This window comes from Micromonospora sp. NPDC047707, assembly GCF_040704235.1.
Classification (GTDB): Bacteria; Actinomycetota; Actinomycetes; order Mycobacteriales; family Micromonosporaceae; genus Micromonospora.
This window is the reverse complement of record NZ_JBEYSU010000002.1, coordinates 127,562-144,574: the sequence shown is the minus strand read 5'-3', so window position 1 is coordinate 144,574 and position 17,013 is coordinate 127,562. Positions and strand designations below refer to the sequence as shown.

Here is a 17,013-nt window from a genome sequence, read left to right as displayed (position 1 = left end):
GACGGGTCAGCGCGTCGGCCAGGAACGGAACGCGGCGTCGAGACCGTCGAGCAACCGCTCGAACGAGCGGTCCACGTCCTGCGGCAGCCCGAACCCGCCCGCCGCGTCCAGGGACACGAAGCCGTGCACGGCGCTGCGGAACATGCGTACGGCGTCGACGGCCGGCTCGCCGGTCACCCCGTACCCCCGGAGGACGGCGTAGACGACGCCGACCGCGCGCTCCCCCGCGGCCCGGTGCTCCGGATCCGCCGGGTCGGGCACCCGCTGGGCCGCCGGATAGCGGCCGGGGTGCCGGCGGGCGTACGCGCGGTAGGCGGTGGCGACCGCGCGGAGCGCGTCGGCGCCGGCGTGCCCGGCGGCGGCCGCGGTCATCTCGTCGGCGAGTTCGGCGGTGGCCAGCGCGGAGAGGCGCTGGGCGAGCGCGTCGGCGCCCCGGACGTGCTTGTAGAGGCTCGGCAGCGCGACGCCGAGCCGGGTGGCCAGGGCGGCGAGGGTCAGCCGGTCGTGGCCTACTTCGTCGGCGAGCCGGGCCGCCTCCCGCACGACGGTGTCCGGGGTGAGGCCGGCCCTAGGCACCGGCGGTCACCGCCAGGAACTCGACGAGCGGGGCGGCGGTCGCCTGCGGGCTGTCGGCGTGCGGGTAGTGGCCGGCGTCGTCGATCATCCGCGCCTCGGCGGTGGCGAAGAGCCGGCGGGCGGCGCGCGCCTCCGCGCCCGGGTCGGGGAAGTCGGGGTCCCTGGTCCCCATCAGCACCAGCACGGGTTGCCTGACCTGCGGCGCCCGGGCGGTCCAGTGCGGCTCGACGGGCACGATGACGCCCCGGGTCGCGGCCATCCGGCCGGACTCGCGAAGCGTGGCCACCATCGCCTTCCGGTACGCGGTGTCGTCGGCCGGCCGGCGCACGGGGAAGAGCGTGCGGTGGAACGCGCCGAACAGCCGCGGGCTGCGCAGCACCGCGAACAGAGCCAGCCGCAGCACCGGGTTCAGCTTGGCCTCACCGACGAACGCGCCGATCTGCACGATGCCGTTGACCAGCTCCGGGGCGTCGGTGGCGGCGAAGACCACGGCCGCCGCGCTGGACGAGCTGCCGACCAGGGTGGCCGGTCCGCCGCCGAGGTCGCGGACGACCGCGAGGAGGTCGGCGCCGACCTCGGCCGGGGCGTACGTGGGCCATCCGGCGCTGGACGCGCCGTGCCCGCGCACGTCCACGGCCGCCACCCGGTAGCCCGCCTCGACCAGCAGCGGCACGAGGTGCCGGAACGCGCCGCGATTCTCCCCCATGCCGTGCGAGAGCACGACCAGCGGGCCCTGCCCGTGCACCTCGTACGCGATCCGTCCGCCCGGGCGCCCCACAAAGCTAACAGTCATAGCTGGAAGGCTGATGCCATTAACCACCGCCCGTCAAGCGACCCCCGGAAAAGACGGACGGGCCGGTGGCGACCAGGAGGTCACCACCGGCCCGTCGACGGTGTCGCGACGCTACTTCTTCGACGCCAGGGCGCGGGCGAAGAACGCCAGGTTGGCGGGGCGCTCGGCGAGACGGCGCATGAGGTAGCCGTACCACTCGTCGCCGTAGGGGACGTAGGTGCGCACGGTGTAGCCCTCGCCGACGAGACGCTTCTGCTCCTCGGGCCGGATGCCGTACAGCATCTGGAACTCGAACCGCTCCGGGCCGCGGTCGAACCAACGGGCCCGGTCCTCACCGATCGCGATCAGCCGGGGATCGTGGGTGGCGAGCATCGGGTACCCGTCACCGGACATCAGGATGTTCAGGCAGCGGACGTACGACTTGTCCACCTCGCGAACGGACTGGTAGGCCACCGACTCGGGCTCCTTGTACGCGCCCTTGCACAGCCGCACCCGGGAGCCGGCGCCGGCCAGCTCGCGGCAGTCCGACTCGGTGCGCCGCAGGTACGCCTGGAGCACCGCCCCGGTCGACGGGTAGTCCTTGCGCAGCTTGGCGAGGATGTCCAGCGTCGAGTCGGTGGTGGTGTGGTCCTCCATGTCCAGGGTGACCGTGGTGCCCGCCGCGTCGGCCGCCGCGCAGATCGCCCGCGCGTTGTCGTACGCGAGCTGCTCGTCGAACATCTGGCCCAGCGCGGAGAGCTTGACGCTCACCTCGGCGGCCGGGGTGAGGCCGGCGGCGGAGAGCATCCCCAGCAGCTTCAGGTACTCGTCCCGGGTGGCGTTCGCCTGCTCGGGGGTGACGGTGTCCTCGCCGAGGTTGTCGAGGGTGACCGCGAGACCGTCGTCGACGAGTACGCGGGTCGCGCGCAACGCGTCGTCGGTCTTGGCGCCGGCGACGAACCGGCGTACGACGTCCCGGGTGAACGGGGCCGTCGCGACGAGCCGCTCGACCTGGGATGACCGGGAAGCGGCGAGGATGACGGAACGGAGCATGAGCTGAGCGTAACGCCAGCACGGCGAGCCGCGCCGGTCGGCGGCCGGGGGTGTGGCGGGGCACCCACGGCGGCGTTAACAAGGGTCCCTTCCACCCTCACAAAGCGATAAGAGGCGGCCCTTCCTTGCACCTGCCAGTCTGATCACCGACGGCTACGTGTGGTTCTTGCCGCGCTACATCGACGCGCCACGCGGCTCGTGAGTCGTCTACCGTTGGTGGGGTGAACTTCGACGCGTACGCCCGGACCGGCGTTGATCTCGTCAACGCGCGGCTGGACGACCTCGACGCCCTGCGGGCCCTCTTCCCCGACGACAACGCGTGGATGCGCGACGAGGTGTCGGAGCGGGACCTCGCGATCTTCCGGCGGGCGCAGAAGCGTCTGCGCGACGTCTTCGAGTACGGCACCTCCGGGCGGGACGCCCAGGCGGTGGCCGAACTGAACACGCTCCTCGAGGCGTACCCGGTGCAGCCCCGCATCTCCGGCCACGACTCCAGCGACTGGCACATGCACGTCACCAGCCGCGGTGCCTCGGTGAGCGCGGAGTTCCTGGCCGGTGCCGTCTGGGGCCTGTCGGTCTGGCTCTGCGAGTACGGCAGCGCCCGGTTCGGGGTGTGCGCCGACGAGCGCTGCGGCAACGTCTACCTGGACACCTCGTCGAACTGCTGCCGGCGGTTCTGCTCCGAGCGCTGCGCCACCCGCTCCCACGTGGCCGCGCACCGCGCCCGGAAGCGGGCGGCGGTCGGCGAGCAGGTCCCGGTGGCGGCCCAGCCCACCGCCCCGGCCGACTCCCTGACGCCGGTCAGCTGACCTCGACGTCCCGTCCGGCCGGCAACCGCCGGCCGGACTGGCCGACGCTCAGGCGTCGACCGGGGACGGGGTGCCGAGGTGCTGCCGGGCGAACTCGAGCGCGGCCCGCAGGTCGGCCTCGCGGTCGGCGCGGCTCTTCGCCCCCCGGGTCGACACCTCCACCGCCACCGAGCCGGTGAAGTTCCGGCCGGCCAGGGACCGCAGCAGCTCGGCGCACGGCTGGGTGCCCCGGCCCGGCACCAGGTGCTCGTCGCGTCCCTCGCCGGTGCCGTCGCCCAGGTGGACGTGCGCCAGGCCAGCGCCCATCCGGTCCGCCATCTCCAGCGAGTCGGTGTGCGAGGCGGCGCAGTGGGACAGGTCGAGGGTGTACGACGGGTAGCCGGTCTCGGTCGGGTCCCAGCCGGGCACGTACGGGACGAACTGCCGGCCGGCCATCCGGACCGGGTACATGTTCTCCACCGGGAACCGCAGCCCGCCGAACCGCTCGGTCACCTCGTGCAGGCCCTCGGCGAAGGTGCGCGCGTACTCCCGCTGCCAGGTGAACGGCGGGTGCACCACCACCGTCGGGGCGCCGAGGGTCTCGGCCAGCTCACCGGAGCGTCGCAGCCGCTCCCACGGGTCGGCGCTCCACACGCGCTGGGTGACCAGCAGGCACGGGGCGTGGACGGAGAGCACCGGCACGCCGTAGTGCTTGGCGAGCCCGGCGAGCGCCCCGGCGTCCTGGCTCACGGCGTCCGTCCAGACCATGACCTCGACGCCGTCGTAGCCGAGCGCCGCGGCGAGCTGGAACGCCGCCGCCGTCCGCTCGGGGAAGACCGACGACGTGGACAGGAGCACCGGGACGCGGGAAGTCACACCGTCGAGGGTAGCGGGCGTCGATGGGACCTTCAGGACGAGTGTCCGCAAACTCCGCAGCGCCTCCGCGCACGTCACATCGGCGCGAGCTGATCCAGCCGGCGCAGGATGACGCCCTCCCGCAGCGCCCAGGGGCAGACGTCCAAGGCGTCGACGTCGAGGCGGCGCATCACCGCCTCGGCGACGACCGCGCCGGCGAGGAGCTGGTGGGCGCGGCCCACACTGACCCCCTCCAGCTCGACGAGCTGCGCCGGGGGGATGTGCCGGATGAAGCCGAGCACCTGCCGCAACCCGGAGCGGGTCAGTTGGCGGCGGACCCACAATCCCGCTCCGGAGGGGGCCGCCCCGGCGAGCCGGGCCAGCGTACGGAAGGTCTTGGAGGTGGCGACCGGCCGATCCCAGCCCACCTCGGTCAGCTGCTCGACCACCTTGTCGAGCCGGCCGTCCACGTACGCCCGCAGCTCCTCCACCAGCTCGGCCGACGGCGGCGCGGCGCTGTCCGGGGAGACCCGCAGGCGGTCGCGGGTGAGCCGGCCGGCCCCCAGCGGCAGCGAGACGGCGGCGTCCGGCTCCTCGTCGATGCCGGCCGCGATCTCCAGCGAACCGCCGCCGATGTCCAGCACCAGCAGGCGCCCCGCGGACCAGCCGAACCAGCGCCGCACCGCGAGGAAGGTCATCCGGGCCTCGTCCGCACCGGAGAGGACCTCCAGGCGTACGCCGGCCTCGTCGCGGACCCGGGCCAGCACCTCGGAGGAGTTGGTGGCGTCGCGGACCGCTGAGGTGGCGAATGCCATCAGGTCGTCGGCGTCCAGCCCCGCCGCGGCCTCCTTCGCCGTGGCGACCGCCTTCACCAGGGCGTCCGCGCCGGCGTCGGTGAGCGCGCCGTCCGGGCCGATCTGCTCGGCCAGGCGCAGCACCGCCTTCTCGGAGTGCGCCGGCCAGGGGTGGGCGCCCCGGTGGGCGTCGACCACCAGGAGGTGCACCGTGTTGGACCCGACGTCGAGGACACCCAGTCGCATGATGAGAACACTAGGGCCAACACGTTCGCCCGGCTCGCCGGCCCGGCCGCGACTCCGCGCGTACGCTGGGCCGGGTGACAGGGCAGATCGAGCTCCACGTGCTGGTGGACGACCCGGCCGACCCCCGCAGCCGCGAGGTCGCGCTGGACTTCCCCCGCGAGTGGATCGAGTTCGTCGACCCGGCCGACGAGAAGCACGTGGTCCGGGCCGACCTGACGTGGCTGCTGTCCCGCTGGACGTGCGTCTTCGGTCGCGGCTGCCACGGCATCATCGCCGGCCGGGCCGCGGACGGCTGCTGCTCGCACGGCGCGTTCTTCACCGACTCGGACGACGAGAAGCGGGTCCGCGCCGCGGTGAAGCGGCTGACGCCGGAGACCTGGCAGCACCACCGGAGGGGCTTCAAGAACTGGACCGCCGACGACACCGTCGACGGCAAGACGCCGGCCCGCCGGACGGCCACCCGGGACGCGGACGGCCCGTGCGTCTTCCTCAACGACGCCGACTTCCCGGCTGGGGGCGGCTGCGCCCTGCACGCGCAGGCGCTGCGGGACGGGGTGCACCCGCTGGAGTACAAGCCGGACGTCTGCTGGCAGCTGCCGATCCGCCGGGACCAGGAGTGGGTCAAGCGGACGGACAACACCAAGGTGCTGGTGTCGACGCTGGGGGAGTTCGACCGCCGGGGCTGGGGCGCCGGCGGGCACGACCTGGACTGGTGGTGCACCTCGTCGACCGACGCGCACGTCGGCACCGAGCCGATGTACGTCTCGTACGGTCCGGAGCTGACCGCCCTGATCGGCGCCGCCGCGTACGCCAGGCTCGCCGAGCTGTGCGCGGCCCGGCTGCGCCAGGGCCTCGTCGCCCCCCACCCGGCCGACCCGACCTGACCCAGGCGACGTGATCTTGGTAGCACTGTTGCTACCATCTTGGTCATGGCCATGACGCTCCGGCTGGACGACGATCGCGAACGTCAACTCCGTCTCGTAGCCGACGAGGAGGATCGGTCGATGCACGCCGTCGTCGTGACCGCGATCGACGACTACCTCGCCCGGCGGAACGCTCGACAGTTCAGCGACCTCGCCGACGAGGTCATCGAGCGCCACGCCACTCTCCTGGCCCGCCTGGCCGAGTGATGACGGAGACGTACTACCCCACTCTCGCCGACGTTGCCGGGATAGCTCGAAAGCTGGGTGTCGGCGTCCGGGACGTGGGCCTCGTCGAATCGGCCGTCGCGCGACCACAGACGAGCGTGTTCGGCGCCGACGCCTACCCCGACCTCTGGACCAAGGCGGCGTCGCTGCTGCACTCGCTGGTCAACAACCACCCGTTCCTGGACGGCAACAAGCGGATCGGCTGGATCGTGGCGATCACCTTCCTGCTCCAGAACCGCGTCGTGGCCGTCGCCCAACTGGACGGGGTTGACCAGGACGTGGCATACGACCTGGTCATCAGCGTCACGGAAAGTCGACTGACGGAGGTCGACGACATCGCCGCCGCCCTGCGCAAACTGTTCTGACCGGCGCTGGGCACTCGGTCTTCGAGGTGAGACCGTCCGCTGACGGAACGGGGGCCCGCGCGATCGGCGCGGGCCCCCGTTCCGGGTCCGTCAGGTCACGGCTCGAACTTGTAGCCCAGGCCGCGGACCGTGACGATGTAGCGCGGAGCGGACGGCTCCGGCTCGATCTTGGAGCGCAGCCGCTTGACGTGCACGTCCAGGGTCTTCGTGTCGCCGACGTAGTCGGCTCCCCAGACCCGGTCGATGAGCTGGCCCCGGGTGAGCACCCGGCCGGCGTTGCGCAGCAGCAGCTCCAGCAGCTCGAACTCCTTGAGCGGCAGCTGCACGGTACCGCCGTCGACGGTCACCACGTGCCGCTCGATGTCCATCCGGACCGGGCCGGCGGCCAGCGTCGGCGCCCCCGACTCGGTGGCCTCGGCGCTCTGCCGGCGCAGCACCGCCCGAATGCGGGCGACCAACTCCCGCGGCGAGTACGGCTTGGTGACGTAGTCGTCGGCGCCGATCTCCAGGCCGACCACCTTGTCGATCTCGCTGTCCCGGGCCGTGACCATGATGATCGGCACGTGCGAGCGCTGCCGGAGCTGGCGGCACACCTCGGTGCCCGACATCTCGGGCAGCATCAGGTCGAGCAGCACGATGTCGGCGCCGGTCCGGTCGAACTCGGTGAGGGCGGAGGGGCCGGTCGCGGCGACGGAGACCTCGAAGCCCTCCTTACGGAGCATGTACGACAGGGCGTCCGAGAACGACTCCTCGTCCTCCACCACCAGAACGCGGCTCAACGGATGTTTCCTTTCATTGCTGTCGGACCTGCCGGAGCTCGGCCGGACCGGCCTCGATCCCAGCGGAGGGCAGTGTCGCCAGGAGGTCGTCCGGTGGACGGGCGGGCAGCCGGAGGGTGAACGTCGACCCCCCACCAAGAGTGCTCGACACCTCGACCCTTCCGCCATGGTTGCTGGCGATGTGCTTGACTATGGCGAGCCCGAGACCCGTGCCGCCGGTGGCACGGGACCGGGCCTGGTCGGCGCGGTAGAACCGCTCGAAGATCCGGTCGACGTCGGTCGGGGCGATGCCGATGCCCTGGTCGGCGACGGCGATCGTGACATGGTCGTCGTCCGCCCGGGCGGTGATGCGGACGGTGGTGTCCTCTCCCGAGTAGTTGATGGCGTTCTCGACCAGGTTCGACACCGCCGTGGCGAGTTGGGTGTCGCTGCCGTAGACGGTCAGGCCCCGCTCGCCGTCGACCACCACGTCGATCCGACGGGAGCTGGCGCTGGTCCGCGTACGGTCGATGACCTCGGCGACCACCCAGTCCACCGCGACCGGCTCGGGAGCCGGCTGCGGCTCGGCGCCCTGGAGCCGGGTCAGCTCCAGCAACTCCTGCACCAGCCGCCCCAGCCGGGTCGACTCGTGCTGGATGCGCTCGGCGAACCGGCGCGCCGCGACCAGGTCCTCGGAGAGGTCCGGTTGCCCCTCGCCGCCGGGCTCGGTGGCGTCCAGAAGCGCCTCGGCCAGCAGTTGCAGGGCACCGATGGGGGTCTTCAGCTCGTGACTCACGTTGGCCACGAAGTCGCGCCGGACCCGGGCGACGCGGTGCGACTCGGTCACGTCGGCGGCCTCGACCGCGATGTAACCGGCACCGAGCCCCATCGCCCGCAGGTGCACGCCCAGCGGGTTCTCCCCCGCGTTGTCGCGCCCCCGGGGCAGGTCCAGCTCGATCTCGCGCCGTACGCCGGTGCGCCGGACCTGACCGGCGAGCGTACGGATCAACGGGTGGGCGGCGATCGAACCCGGCGAGGCGCCCGTACGGAGCAGCCCCATCGCGCGGGCCGCCGGGTTGACCAGGACGGGCACGTCGTCGGGGTCGAGCACGACGACACCGGCCCGGAGGGAGTCGATCGTCCGGCGGCCGAGGCCGGACTGCGGATCCTCGGCGATCGCGCGCCTCCCCCTGCTCCAGAGGAAGCCGGACCAGCGGCTCCCCGTCGAGGCGGCACGGACGCCCAGCGCCGGGACGAGCCGGGACAGCAGCACCCCGGCCGCCAGCCCGGCCACCACGCCCACGGCCACCGCGACCGTCACCGCCCACTCCACGCGGCGATCGTAGGGTCATTGTTAACCTGGCGACCTCCCAGAACGGGACGAACCCCCCTCGCTTCCGGGAAAGTTCACCGATGCGTCCGGCGTCGTTCACCTGGGTTCATCTGCGGTCCGCCCGTCCGACCTACCGTGGGCCGCGCACCTGACTGCCACCCCGCCGGCGCCGGCCGGCGGCACCGACCACAGGACGTGATCATGCGCGAGGAGTTCCGGGCCGATCTGCAGCTCGTCAGCCAGCTGCTGGTGGACATGGCGGAGGGGGTCCGCGCCGCGATGCGGCAGGCCACCCGGGCCCTGCTCACCGCCGACCGGGCGGCTGCGGAGACGGTGATCCAAGGGGACGCGGAGATCGACGACCTCTACCGCCACGTCGAGGAGCGGGTGTGCGACCTGCTCGCCCGGCAGGCGCCGGTCGCGTCCGACCTGCGGATGATGATCACCGCGCTGCACGTCGCCGCCGACCTCGAGCGCATGGGCGACCTGGCCGACCACGTGGCGAAGACGGCGCTGCGGCGGCACCCGTCGCCGGCCGTACCGGCGGAGCTGCGGCCGATCTTCACCGACATGGCCGGCATCGCGGACCGGATGGGCGCGAAGATCGCCACCGTGCTGGCCAAGCCCGACGCCGACCTGGCGGCCGAACTGGACCGCGACGACGACGCCATGGACGACCTGCACAAGGGCCTGTTCGGCGTGCTGCTCGGCGACGACTGGCCGTACGGGGTGGAGACCGCGATCGACGCGACCCTCCTGGGGCGCTTCTACGAGCGCTTCGCCGACCACGCGGTGAACGCCGGCGAGCACGTCGTCTACCTGATCACCGGCGAGCCGACACCCTCCGCCTGAGGCGCAAGGAAGGGCCCCCTCTCAACGCCTGCCGTTGTGGAGGGGGCCCTTGTTAACACTCGAACGCGTCAGCGGCCCTGGTTGGCCACCGCGGCGGCGGCCGCCTTCGCCGCCTCCGGGTCGAGGTAGGTGCCGCCCAGCTTGTGCGGTCGCAGCTCGGAGTCGAGGTCGTACCGCAGCGGGATCCCGGTCGGGATGTTCACCTTGGCGATCTCCTCGTCGCTGATCTGGTCGAGGTGCTTGACCAGGGCGCGCAGCGAGTTGCCGTGTGCCGCCACCAGCACCGTCCGACCGGCCAGGATGTCCGGCACGATCGAGTCGTACCAGTACGGCAGCATCCGCTCGACGACGTCCTTCAGGCACTCGGTGCGCGGCATCAGCTCGTGCGGCAGCAGCTTGTAGCGCGGGTCTCCGACCTGCGACCACTCGTCGTCGTCCGCGATGGGCGGCGGCGGCGTGTCGTACGAGCGGCGCCACAGCATGAACTGGTCCTCGCCGTACTCGTCGAGGGTCTGCTTCTTGTTCTTGCCCTGCAGGGCGCCGTAGTGGCGCTCGTTGAGCCGCCACGAGCGGCGTACGGCGATCCACTGCCGGTCGGCCGTGTTCAGCGCCAGCTCGGCGGTGCGGATCGCCCGCCGCAGCAGGCTGGTGTGCACCACGTCCGGCAGCAGGTCGTGCTCGCGCAGCAGCTCACCGCCGCGGCGCGCCTCCGCCTCGCCCTTGGCGGTCAGGTCGACGTCGACCCAGCCGGTGAAGAGGTTCTTCGCGTTCCAGTCGCTCTCGCCGTGCCGCAGCAGGACCAGCGTCCCGACGGTGGGCCCATCGCTAGCAGTCATGCCGATCATCCTGCCGCACCGGCGTCCGGCCCGCGCGCGAAGGGTCGTGACGACCACCACGTGGAAATTCCGGTGACCACCGCCCGGCGGCGACACTAGGTTGTAAGGCGCTGTCATGACACCGGTCATTACGAATACGGGGGCGCCGACGTGCGGACGATGCGGGGTTGGTTACAGGACACGGCCGGCGGACTGCCCCGGACCTTCTGGTACCTGTGGGCCGGCACCCTGATCAACCGGCTCGGCTCGTTCGTCCTGGTCTTCCTCGCCATCTACCTGACGCAGGAGCGGGGCTTCTCCGCCTCCCAGGCCGGCCTGGTGCTGGGCCTCTGGGGCGTCGGCGGCGCGGTCGGCAGCACCGTCGGCGGCACCCTGACCGACCGCTGGGGCCGCCGCCCGACCCTGCTCACCGCCCACCTCGGCGCCGCGACCATGATGCTGGGTCTCGGCTTCGCCCGGGACCTGTGGGCGGTCGGGCTCGGCGCCCTCCTGCTCGGCCTCTTCGCCGAGGCGGCGCGTCCCGCGTTCGGCGCGATGATGATCGACGTCGTCGCGGAGAAGGACCGGCTGCGCGCCTTCTCCCTGAACTACTGGGCGATCAACCTCGGCTTCGCCTGCGCCGCCGTGCTCGCCGGCGTCGCGGCCGAGGCGGGCTACCTGCTGCTCTTCGTGGTCGACGCCGCCACCACCCTGGTCACCGCGCTGATCATCTTCCTCAAGGTTGGGGAGACCCGCCGGCCGGTGGTGGCCCTCGCCGGACGGCCGGCGGCACCGGTCGGGGCGCTGCGCACCATCCTGGGCGACCGCGTCTACCTCGGTTTCGTGGCGTTGAACCTCTTCAGTGCCCTGGTGTTCCTCCAGCACATCTCGATGCTGCCGATCGCCATGGGCGACTCGGGTCTCAGCCCGGCCACGTTCGGCTCGGTGATCGCCCTGAACGGGGTGCTGATCGTGGTGGGTCAACTCTTCGTCCCGCGGCTGATCAAGGGGCGTAGCCGCTCGCACGTGCTCGCCCTGGCGGCGGTGGTGATGGGCGTCGGGTTCGGCCTGACCGCGTTCGCCGGGACCGCCTGGTTCTACGGCCTGACCGTGCTGATCTGGACCGTCGGCGAGATGCTCAACTCGCCGTCCAACGCCACCCTGATCGCCGAACTCTCCCCCACCGAACTGCGGGGCCGCTACCAGGGCGTCTTCTCGCTGTCCTGGCAGGTGGCCGGCGCCGTCGCGCCGATCCTCGGCGGCCTGGTCCGGGAGCAGGCGGGCAACACCGCGCTGTGGCTGGGCTGCGCCGTGATCGGTGGGCTGATGGCGGTGGCGCACCTGATCTCCGGGCCGGCCCGTGAGCGTCGCGCCACCGCCCTCCGCACGGCGGCGCCGGTGGTCCCGGCCGTCGCGCTCCGCCCGCCCGCACCGGAGGCGGCGGAGGCGGCGGCGACCGCACCGGCCGCTCCGCTCCCGGGCGCGGCCGACGGGGGTACGCGCACCAGCACGGTCACCACCGGTTAAGGCGTGACGCGCGACACGCTGGCGCGGGCGGGTTGACCTTCCTACGGTCGGGAACGGTTCGCTCAGGAGACAAGACTGTTCGGAGGGCACGTGCTGCGCCGCTGGCTGCACGACACCGTCGGCGGGCTTCCCGCCACCTTCTGGTACCTCTGGGCCGGCCTTCTGATCAACCGCGCCGGCGCCTTCGCCATGCTCTTCCTCTCGCTCTACCTCACCGCGGCACGCGGGGCGAGCGAGAGCCTGGCCGGAGCGGTGGTCGGGGCGTACGGGCTGGGTGGAGCGGCCGGCGTCCTGCTCGGCGGGGTGCTCGCCGACCGCTGGGGGCGGCGGGCCACCCTGCTCGCCGCCCACCTGGCGACGACAGCGCTGATGGTCGCGCTCGCGTTCAGCCGGCACCTGCTGGTCATCGCGGTGCTCAGCGCCCTGGTCGGGGTGGCCCACTCGATGCCCGGCCCCGCCTTCGTCGCCGCCATCGTCGACGTGGTGCCCGAGGAGCGCCGGTCGCGGGCCTTCAACCTCCAGTTCTGGGCATTCAACCTCGGCATGGCGGTCGCGTCGCTGCTCGCCGGCGTCCTCGCCGAGGCGAGCTTCCTCGCGCTCTTCCTGGTCGACGCCGGGGCGACCCTGATCGCGGCACTGGTGATCGCCGCGAAGGTGCCCGAGACGCTGCCGGACGCCCGCCGCGCGCGCCGGCCGGTGGATCATCTCGGGCGGGCGGACCAGCTCAGGCGGGCGGATCAGGCCGGGCGGGCGGACCGGCCCGGGCGGGTACGGCGGCCGGGGCTGCACACGGCGCTGACCGACCGGGTGTTCCTGGCCTTCGTCGGGCTGACCTTCGTGCTGGCCGTGCTGACCATGCAGACCTCCACGATCATGCCGCTCGCCATGCGGGCGGACGGGCTGCGCCCCTCGGCGTACGGCGCCGTGGTGGCGCTCGGCGGGGTGCTCATCGTGGTGGGGCAGCTCTTCGTACCCCGGCTGATCGACCGACACCGCAAGGACCACGTGCTGGCCGTCTCGACGGCGCTGCTGGCGGCGGGTTTCGCGGCCCTCGCCGTCGCCGACGAGCTCTGGGTCTACCTGGCCGCGGCGGTGGTCTGGACGGTGGGCCAGATGCTTGCCGCCCCGCCCAACGCGCAGATCAACGCCGACCTGGCCCCGCCCGAGCTGCGGGCCCGGTACCAGTCGGTCTTCTACCTCGCGTTCCCGGCGGCGTCGTTCGTCGCGCCCACCCTCGGCGGCGTGAGCCTCCAGTACCTCGGCGAGCGGCACTGGCTGATCGTCGGCGCCCTGGGCCTGCTCGCCGCGGGCTGTCACCTGCTCGCCGGCCCACCGCGCGAGCGCCGCGTCGCCGCCCTGCGCCGGACCCTGGCGACCCGCCGCGAGCCCGCCCTGGCGACGGACCGCTGACCGCCCCTCCCGCGCCGCCGCCCTGACCTGGCGGCGCAACTTCGGGGAAAGAGTGGCCTCGACGCGCTGGCAGGGCACTCTTTCCCGAAGTTGTCCGGATCTTGGCAGGCGCGAGGGGGTGATCGTCGCGGCTGCCGCGCGCGCGAAACGCCCACCACGACGACATCGTGATGGGCGTTTCGCGCGTATGACCGGCGGCGGCGGGCGGCACTCACCCCCGTAAGCGGCACCCGCTCGCGCCGCCGGTCCAAACAGGTGGCCACCGTCCCCCAACGGTGCTGGTCCACCCGTCCCCCGCGCCTCGCTCGTTGCACGGATCTGATCGATCCTCCGCTCCCCCGAACGGAACCGAGCGCAGCGCGGTGCAATAAAGTTAGTTCGCCCGGATTGCGGATTCAACCTGAACCGGCTGTCTCGCCGGTCACAGCACCGGTGTCCCACCCGGGGTGTCCGCTGTCACGGGTCCTGCTGTGGCCAACAGCGCATACCCGTGACTCATTCCCGCAAACACCTCAGGCGTCCTCCCGATCGGGTGACTCGGTCCGGAAGAAGTTGCTCTGCCGGCCGTCCCGCATCTGCTCCTGGTAGATCAGGTTCAGCTTCCGCTGGTCGAAGGTCTGGAACCACTCGTCCCACGTGATCTCCCGTACCCGGCTGCTCTCGCGGTAACCCGGCATGTTGAACGTCAGCACGCCGGCGCGGCCCTCCCGTTCGGTGCCCGCGATCGTGGCCGGTCTCGCGTTGCGCTGCTGGGCCCACTGTCGGATGACGGCGTGGTTGGTGGTGACCAGGCTGCGGCCGGGCCGCTCGGGCCGATCGGCCGGCGAGGAGATGACCTGCGAGGACAGGACCGACCGGGACGTGGTCCGCCCGGTCCGCACCCCCGTACCCCGGCCGGACGGGGCCGCTGCCGCCTTCGTCGCGGGCGCGGTCCTCGCCGCCGCGGTCTTCCTCGCGGGCGCCGTCTTCTTCGCCGCCGTGGTCTTCCTCGCCGGTGCCGCCTTCTTCGCCGCCGCCGTCTTCCTCGCGGGCGCCGTCTTCTTCGCCGCCGTCGTCTTCCTCGCCGGTGGCGCCTTCTTCGCCGCCGTCGTCTTCCTGGCCGGCGCCGCCTTCTTCGCCGCCGCCGTCTTCCTCGCCGGTGGCGCCTTCTTCGCCGGTGCCGCCTTCCTCGCGGCCGCCGCCTTCTTCGCCGGTGCCGCCTTCCTCGCCGGTGCCGCCCTCTTCACCGCCGTCGTCTTCTTCGCCGGCGCCGCCTTGCGAGCCGCGGCCCTCTTCACCGCGGCCTTCTTCGCGGGCGCGGCCTTGTTGGCGGGCACGGCCTTCGCGCGGGCCGGTGCCGCCTTCGCGGTACGCCCGGCCGCCTTCTTCGTCGCCGCCGCGCGGCCCGCCGACGCCTTCGTGCCGGCCGCCCGGCCGGCGGGGCCGGTGCCCGTCCGGGCCGCCCCGCCACCGCGCCGCGCCGACCGCAACGCCTTCGCCAGGGTCTTCACCAGTTCCGGCTTGCGCAGTGCGGAGACGCCGGACACGCCGTGCCGGCGCAACTGCCCGCGGATCTCGTCCACCTTCATGCGGGAGATCGCGGTCTCGGAGATGTCCGGTGTGTTCGGGGTCTGGTTCCCCGCCTGCCGTCCGGTCCGGGTCGCAGTCCCACCGCGACCTGAGCTGCTTCGCTGAGCCATGGGACGCTCACGCTCCTCGACAGTCCGTCCTCGGCACGCGGCGGGTCCCAAGTGCCGCACCGCGCGGTGCGGCATACCCGTCAGGACCGGTCCGAACCTCCGGCGGCCGGGCCGTTGTCTGCGGCAACCGGGCCGGTGCTCGCGGCGGAGGGTTCGAAGAGGTGCGCGAACGCGGCGAGGTTCGCGGTCGATTCGCCGCGCTTGACCCGCCACTCCCATTCCCTGCGGATCGAGGTGCCGAAGCCGATCTCCAGCATCGTGTCGAAGGACTCGTCGGCGTACGTCAGCACCGCTCCGAGCAGCCGGTCAAGCTCGTCGGCGTCGACGCCCGCCGGGTTGACCCGGCCGGTCAGGTAGACGTCGCCGACGGCGTCGATGGAGAAGGAGACCGCGTACATGCGGGCGTTGCGCTGGAGCAGCCACGCCCAGAGCTCCTCGCGGCGCTCGTCCGGCTGGCGCATGACGAACGCTTCGACCCGCAGGGCGTGCTCGCCGACGATCAGGTTGCAGACGGTCTTGAGCTTGTGGGTGCCGGGCAGGGTGACCGCGTACGAGTTCGGGCCGGTGGACTCCCAGGCCAGGTCCCGCTCGTCGCAGACCGACTCGATCAACGCCCCGAGATCGCTCTTCCCGCTCATCGCACCCACTCTACGGTCGCCCCGACCGCCCCGCGCGGCACCGGTTCACCAGGAGCAGGTGACCAGCTCGGACGTCAGGCGGGCGCGCTGCTCGGACATCGCCTCGCCGTAGACGTCGAGCAGGCCGGCGACGGTGCGGTCCCAGGAGAAGTTGCGGGCATGCCGTTCCGCGGCCCGGGCCAGCTCCGTCCGGCGGCCCGCGTCCGGCAGCAGCCGCGCCAGCGTACGGGCCCAGTCGACCGGGTCGTGGCTGCTCACGAGGACGCCGCTCACCTGGTCGCGGACGGCGGTGACCAGGCCGCCGACCGCGGCCGCCACGACGGGCGTGCCGCAGGCCTGCGCCTCCAGCGCCACCAGCCCGAAGCTCTCGTTGTACGACGGCACCGCCACCAGGTCGGCGGCCCGGTACAGGGCGGGCAGGGCGTCACCGGTCCGCGGCGGCAGGAAGCGCACCCGGTCGGTGACGGCGAGCGAGGCGGCCAGCTCGATCAGTGCGGTCGGCCGGTCGAGCCCGCTGCCGCTGGGGCCGCCGCAGATCACCACGGTCACCTCGTCGGCGAGCGCCGGGTCCCGCTCCCGCAGGGCGGCCACCGCGCGGATCAGCACGTCGGGTGCCTTGAGCGGCTGGATCCGGCCGACGAACGCCACCACGTACCCGTCGGCGGGCAGGCCGAGCCGGCGGCGGGCGTCCGCGCGGGCCCGCTCCCGGTCACCGGCGGCGGGCCGGAAGCGGGCCAGGTCCACGCCGGGCTCCACGACGGCGACGCGGGTCGGGTCGGCGTCGTACCGGTCGATGAGGTCGCCGGCCTCCACCTTCGTGTTGGCGACCAGGCGGTCGGCCTCGGCGACGACCTGCTCCTCGCCGATGACGCGGGCCTTGGGCTCCGGCCGGTCCCCGACCGCGAGCTGCGCGTTCTTCACCTTGGCGAGGGTGTGCGCGCTGTGCACGAGCGGCACGCCCCAGCGTTCCTTGGCGAGCCAGCCGACCTGACCGGAGAGCCAGTAGTGCGAGTGGATCAGGTCGTAGTGGCCCGGTGGGCGGGAGGCCTCGGCGCGCAGCACCCCGGCGGTGAACGCGCAGAGCTGGCCGGGCAACTCCTCCTTGGTCAGCCCCTCCAGGGGACCGGAGGTGATGTGCCGGACGTGGACGCCGGGCACCATCTCGACCACGGGGGGCAGGTCGCCGGCGGTCGCCCGGGTGAAGATCTCCACTTCGACGTCCGCCTCGGCCAGCCGCCGGGCGACCTCGACGATGTAGACGTTCATCCCACCGGCGTCGCCGGTGCCCGGCTGATGCAGCGGTGAGGTGTGCACGGAGAGGGTGGCGATGCGGCGGGGCCGCGGCCACGGGCGGGCACCCCGCTGACGACCGACACCGGTGTGCTGTTCCGCCACGTCCCGCTC

The 17,013-nt window shown here is 72.9% G+C and carries 18 protein-coding genes and 1 pseudogene; 7 read left to right on the top strand and 12 right to left on the bottom strand.

Annotation, left to right across the window (positions count from 1 at the left end; translation table 11 throughout):
- Window positions 1–6: 6 nt before the first annotated feature.
- The 3 genes from AB0873_RS02910 to AB0873_RS02900 all read right to left on the bottom strand — a co-directional run bounded on the left by AB0873_RS02910 (window position 7) and on the right by AB0873_RS02900 (window position 2,401).
- Window positions 7–576, bottom strand: a complete 570-nt coding sequence (locus AB0873_RS02910) for a WHG domain-containing protein (RefSeq protein ID WP_366598168.1) — start codon at window positions 574–576, stop codon at window positions 7–9.
- Complete coding sequence (locus AB0873_RS02905; RefSeq protein ID WP_366598167.1) at window positions 569–1,369, bottom strand: alpha/beta hydrolase; 801 nt, start codon at window positions 1,367–1,369, stop codon at window positions 569–571. The genes AB0873_RS02910 and AB0873_RS02905 overlap by 8 nt, the downstream gene beginning before the upstream one ends.
- Before the next feature lie 111 nt (window positions 1,370–1,480).
- Window positions 1,481–2,401 carry a proline dehydrogenase family protein gene (locus AB0873_RS02900; RefSeq protein WP_155330110.1) on the bottom strand — a complete coding sequence of 307 codons (921 nt, stop codon included), beginning with the start codon at window positions 2,399–2,401 and terminating at the stop codon, window positions 1,481–1,483.
- Window positions 2,402–2,622: 221 nt separating this feature from the next.
- On the opposite strand from AB0873_RS02900, the gene AB0873_RS02895 reads away from it, so the two are divergent.
- Window positions 2,623–3,210, top strand: coding sequence for a CGNR zinc finger domain-containing protein (locus tag AB0873_RS02895; RefSeq protein ID WP_366598166.1), 588 nt, complete (start codon window positions 2,623–2,625; stop codon window positions 3,208–3,210).
- A 48-nt stretch (window positions 3,211–3,258) separates the two neighbouring features.
- On the opposite strand, the gene AB0873_RS02890 is transcribed toward AB0873_RS02895, so the two are convergent.
- Entirely contained in the window at window positions 3,259–4,065 is an 807-nt protein-coding gene (locus AB0873_RS02890) for a sugar phosphate isomerase/epimerase (protein ID WP_155330108.1), read from the bottom strand.
- A gap of 74 nt (window positions 4,066–4,139) precedes the next feature.
- Complete coding sequence (locus AB0873_RS02885) at window positions 4,140–5,084, bottom strand: Ppx/GppA phosphatase family protein (RefSeq protein ID WP_366598165.1); 945 nt, start codon at window positions 5,082–5,084, stop codon at window positions 4,140–4,142.
- Window positions 5,085–5,158: 74 nt separating this feature from the next.
- Between AB0873_RS02885 and AB0873_RS02880 the strand changes: the two genes are divergently transcribed.
- Genes AB0873_RS02880 through AB0873_RS02870 form a run of 3 tightly spaced genes read left to right on the top strand, consistent with a single transcriptional unit; the run spans window position 5,159 to window position 6,597 of the window.
- Window positions 5,159–5,968, top strand: coding sequence for a hypothetical protein (locus AB0873_RS02880; RefSeq protein WP_366598164.1), 810 nt, complete (start codon window positions 5,159–5,161; stop codon window positions 5,966–5,968).
- Window positions 5,969–6,013: 45 nt separating this feature from the next.
- Window positions 6,014–6,214, top strand: coding sequence for a CopG family transcriptional regulator (locus AB0873_RS02875; RefSeq protein WP_155330105.1), 201 nt, complete (start codon window positions 6,014–6,016; stop codon window positions 6,212–6,214).
- On the top strand, window positions 6,214–6,597 hold the full coding sequence (locus AB0873_RS02870; protein ID WP_366598163.1) for a Fic family protein: 384 nt from the start codon (window positions 6,214–6,216) through the stop codon (window positions 6,595–6,597). Before AB0873_RS02875 ends, AB0873_RS02870 begins: the two co-directional genes overlap by 1 nt.
- A gap of 95 nt (window positions 6,598–6,692) precedes the next feature.
- Here AB0873_RS02870 and AB0873_RS02865 read toward each other — a convergent pair whose 3' ends face one another.
- Window positions 6,693–7,376, bottom strand: coding sequence for a response regulator transcription factor (locus AB0873_RS02865; RefSeq protein WP_366598162.1), 684 nt, complete (start codon window positions 7,374–7,376; stop codon window positions 6,693–6,695).
- 13 nt (window positions 7,377–7,389) lie between these two features.
- Window positions 7,390–8,688 carry an ATP-binding protein gene (locus AB0873_RS02860; protein WP_366598161.1) on the bottom strand — a complete coding sequence of 433 codons (1,299 nt, stop codon included), beginning with the start codon at window positions 8,686–8,688 and terminating at the stop codon, window positions 7,390–7,392.
- 201 nt (window positions 8,689–8,889) lie between these two features.
- Between AB0873_RS02860 and phoU the strand changes: the two genes are divergently transcribed.
- A complete protein-coding gene (gene phoU, locus AB0873_RS02855) occupies window positions 8,890–9,540 on the top strand; it encodes a phosphate signaling complex protein PhoU (RefSeq protein ID WP_366598160.1) in 651 nt (216 codons plus the stop codon).
- A 68-nt stretch (window positions 9,541–9,608) separates the two neighbouring features.
- Here the strand turns inward: phoU and AB0873_RS02850 are convergent, their stop codons facing one another.
- Window positions 9,609–10,376, bottom strand: coding sequence for a phosphoglyceromutase (locus tag AB0873_RS02850; protein WP_155330101.1), 768 nt, complete (start codon window positions 10,374–10,376; stop codon window positions 9,609–9,611).
- A gap of 150 nt (window positions 10,377–10,526) precedes the next feature.
- Between AB0873_RS02850 and AB0873_RS02845 the strand changes: the two genes are divergently transcribed.
- Window positions 10,527–11,882, top strand: coding sequence for an MFS transporter (locus AB0873_RS02845; RefSeq protein WP_366598159.1), 1,356 nt, complete (start codon window positions 10,527–10,529; stop codon window positions 11,880–11,882).
- A gap of 93 nt (window positions 11,883–11,975) precedes the next feature.
- A complete protein-coding gene (locus AB0873_RS02840) occupies window positions 11,976–13,292 on the top strand; it encodes an MFS transporter (RefSeq protein ID WP_366598289.1) in 1,317 nt (438 codons plus the stop codon).
- Between the two features lie 512 nt (window positions 13,293–13,804).
- Here the strand turns inward: AB0873_RS02840 and AB0873_RS02835 are convergent.
- The 4 genes and pseudogenes from AB0873_RS02835 to mshA all read right to left on the bottom strand — a co-directional run bounded on the left by AB0873_RS02835 (window position 13,805) and on the right by mshA (window position 17,004).
- Entirely contained in the window at window positions 13,805–14,173 is a 369-nt protein-coding gene (locus AB0873_RS02835; RefSeq protein ID WP_366598303.1) for a hypothetical protein, read from the bottom strand.
- Window positions 14,174–14,665: 492 nt separating this feature from the next.
- Window positions 14,666–14,884, bottom strand: a pseudogene (locus AB0873_RS02830) (hypothetical protein); the annotation flags it as partial.
- A 167-nt stretch (window positions 14,885–15,051) separates the two neighbouring features.
- The gene (locus tag AB0873_RS02825; protein ID WP_366598158.1) at window positions 15,052–15,609 is read right to left on the bottom strand and encodes a YbjN domain-containing protein; all 558 of its coding nucleotides are present in this window, start codon (window positions 15,607–15,609) and stop codon (window positions 15,052–15,054) included.
- A gap of 45 nt (window positions 15,610–15,654) precedes the next feature.
- Complete coding sequence (gene mshA / locus AB0873_RS02820) at window positions 15,655–17,004, bottom strand: D-inositol-3-phosphate glycosyltransferase (RefSeq protein ID WP_366598157.1); 1,350 nt, start codon at window positions 17,002–17,004, stop codon at window positions 15,655–15,657.
- Between the last annotated feature and the right edge of the window lie 9 nt (window positions 17,005–17,013).

Bases quoted from the DNA above. Each gene is read 5' to 3' on its own strand.
- phoU (WP_366598160.1), top strand. From the start codon at position 8,890: ATGCGCGAGGAGTTCCGGGCCGATCTGCAGCTCGTCAGCCAGCTGCTG.
- AB0873_RS02900 (WP_155330110.1), bottom strand. From the start codon at position 2,401: ATGCTCCGTTCCGTCATCCTCGCCGCTTCCCGGTCATCCCAGGTCGAG.
- AB0873_RS02825 (WP_366598158.1), bottom strand. From the start codon at position 15,609: ATGAGCGGGAAGAGCGATCTCGGGGCGTTGATCGAGTCGGTCTGCGAC.
- AB0873_RS02875 (WP_155330105.1), top strand. From the start codon at position 6,014: ATGGCCATGACGCTCCGGCTGGACGACGATCGCGAACGTCAACTCCGT.
- AB0873_RS02850 (WP_155330101.1), bottom strand. From the start codon at position 10,376: ATGACTGCTAGCGATGGGCCCACCGTCGGGACGCTGGTCCTGCTGCGG.
- AB0873_RS02885 (WP_366598165.1), bottom strand. From the start codon at position 5,084: ATGCGACTGGGTGTCCTCGACGTCGGGTCCAACACGGTGCACCTCCTG.
- AB0873_RS02905 (WP_366598167.1), bottom strand. From the start codon at position 1,369: ATGACTGTTAGCTTTGTGGGGCGCCCGGGCGGACGGATCGCGTACGAG.
- AB0873_RS02870 (WP_366598163.1), top strand. From the start codon at position 6,214: ATGACGGAGACGTACTACCCCACTCTCGCCGACGTTGCCGGGATAGCT.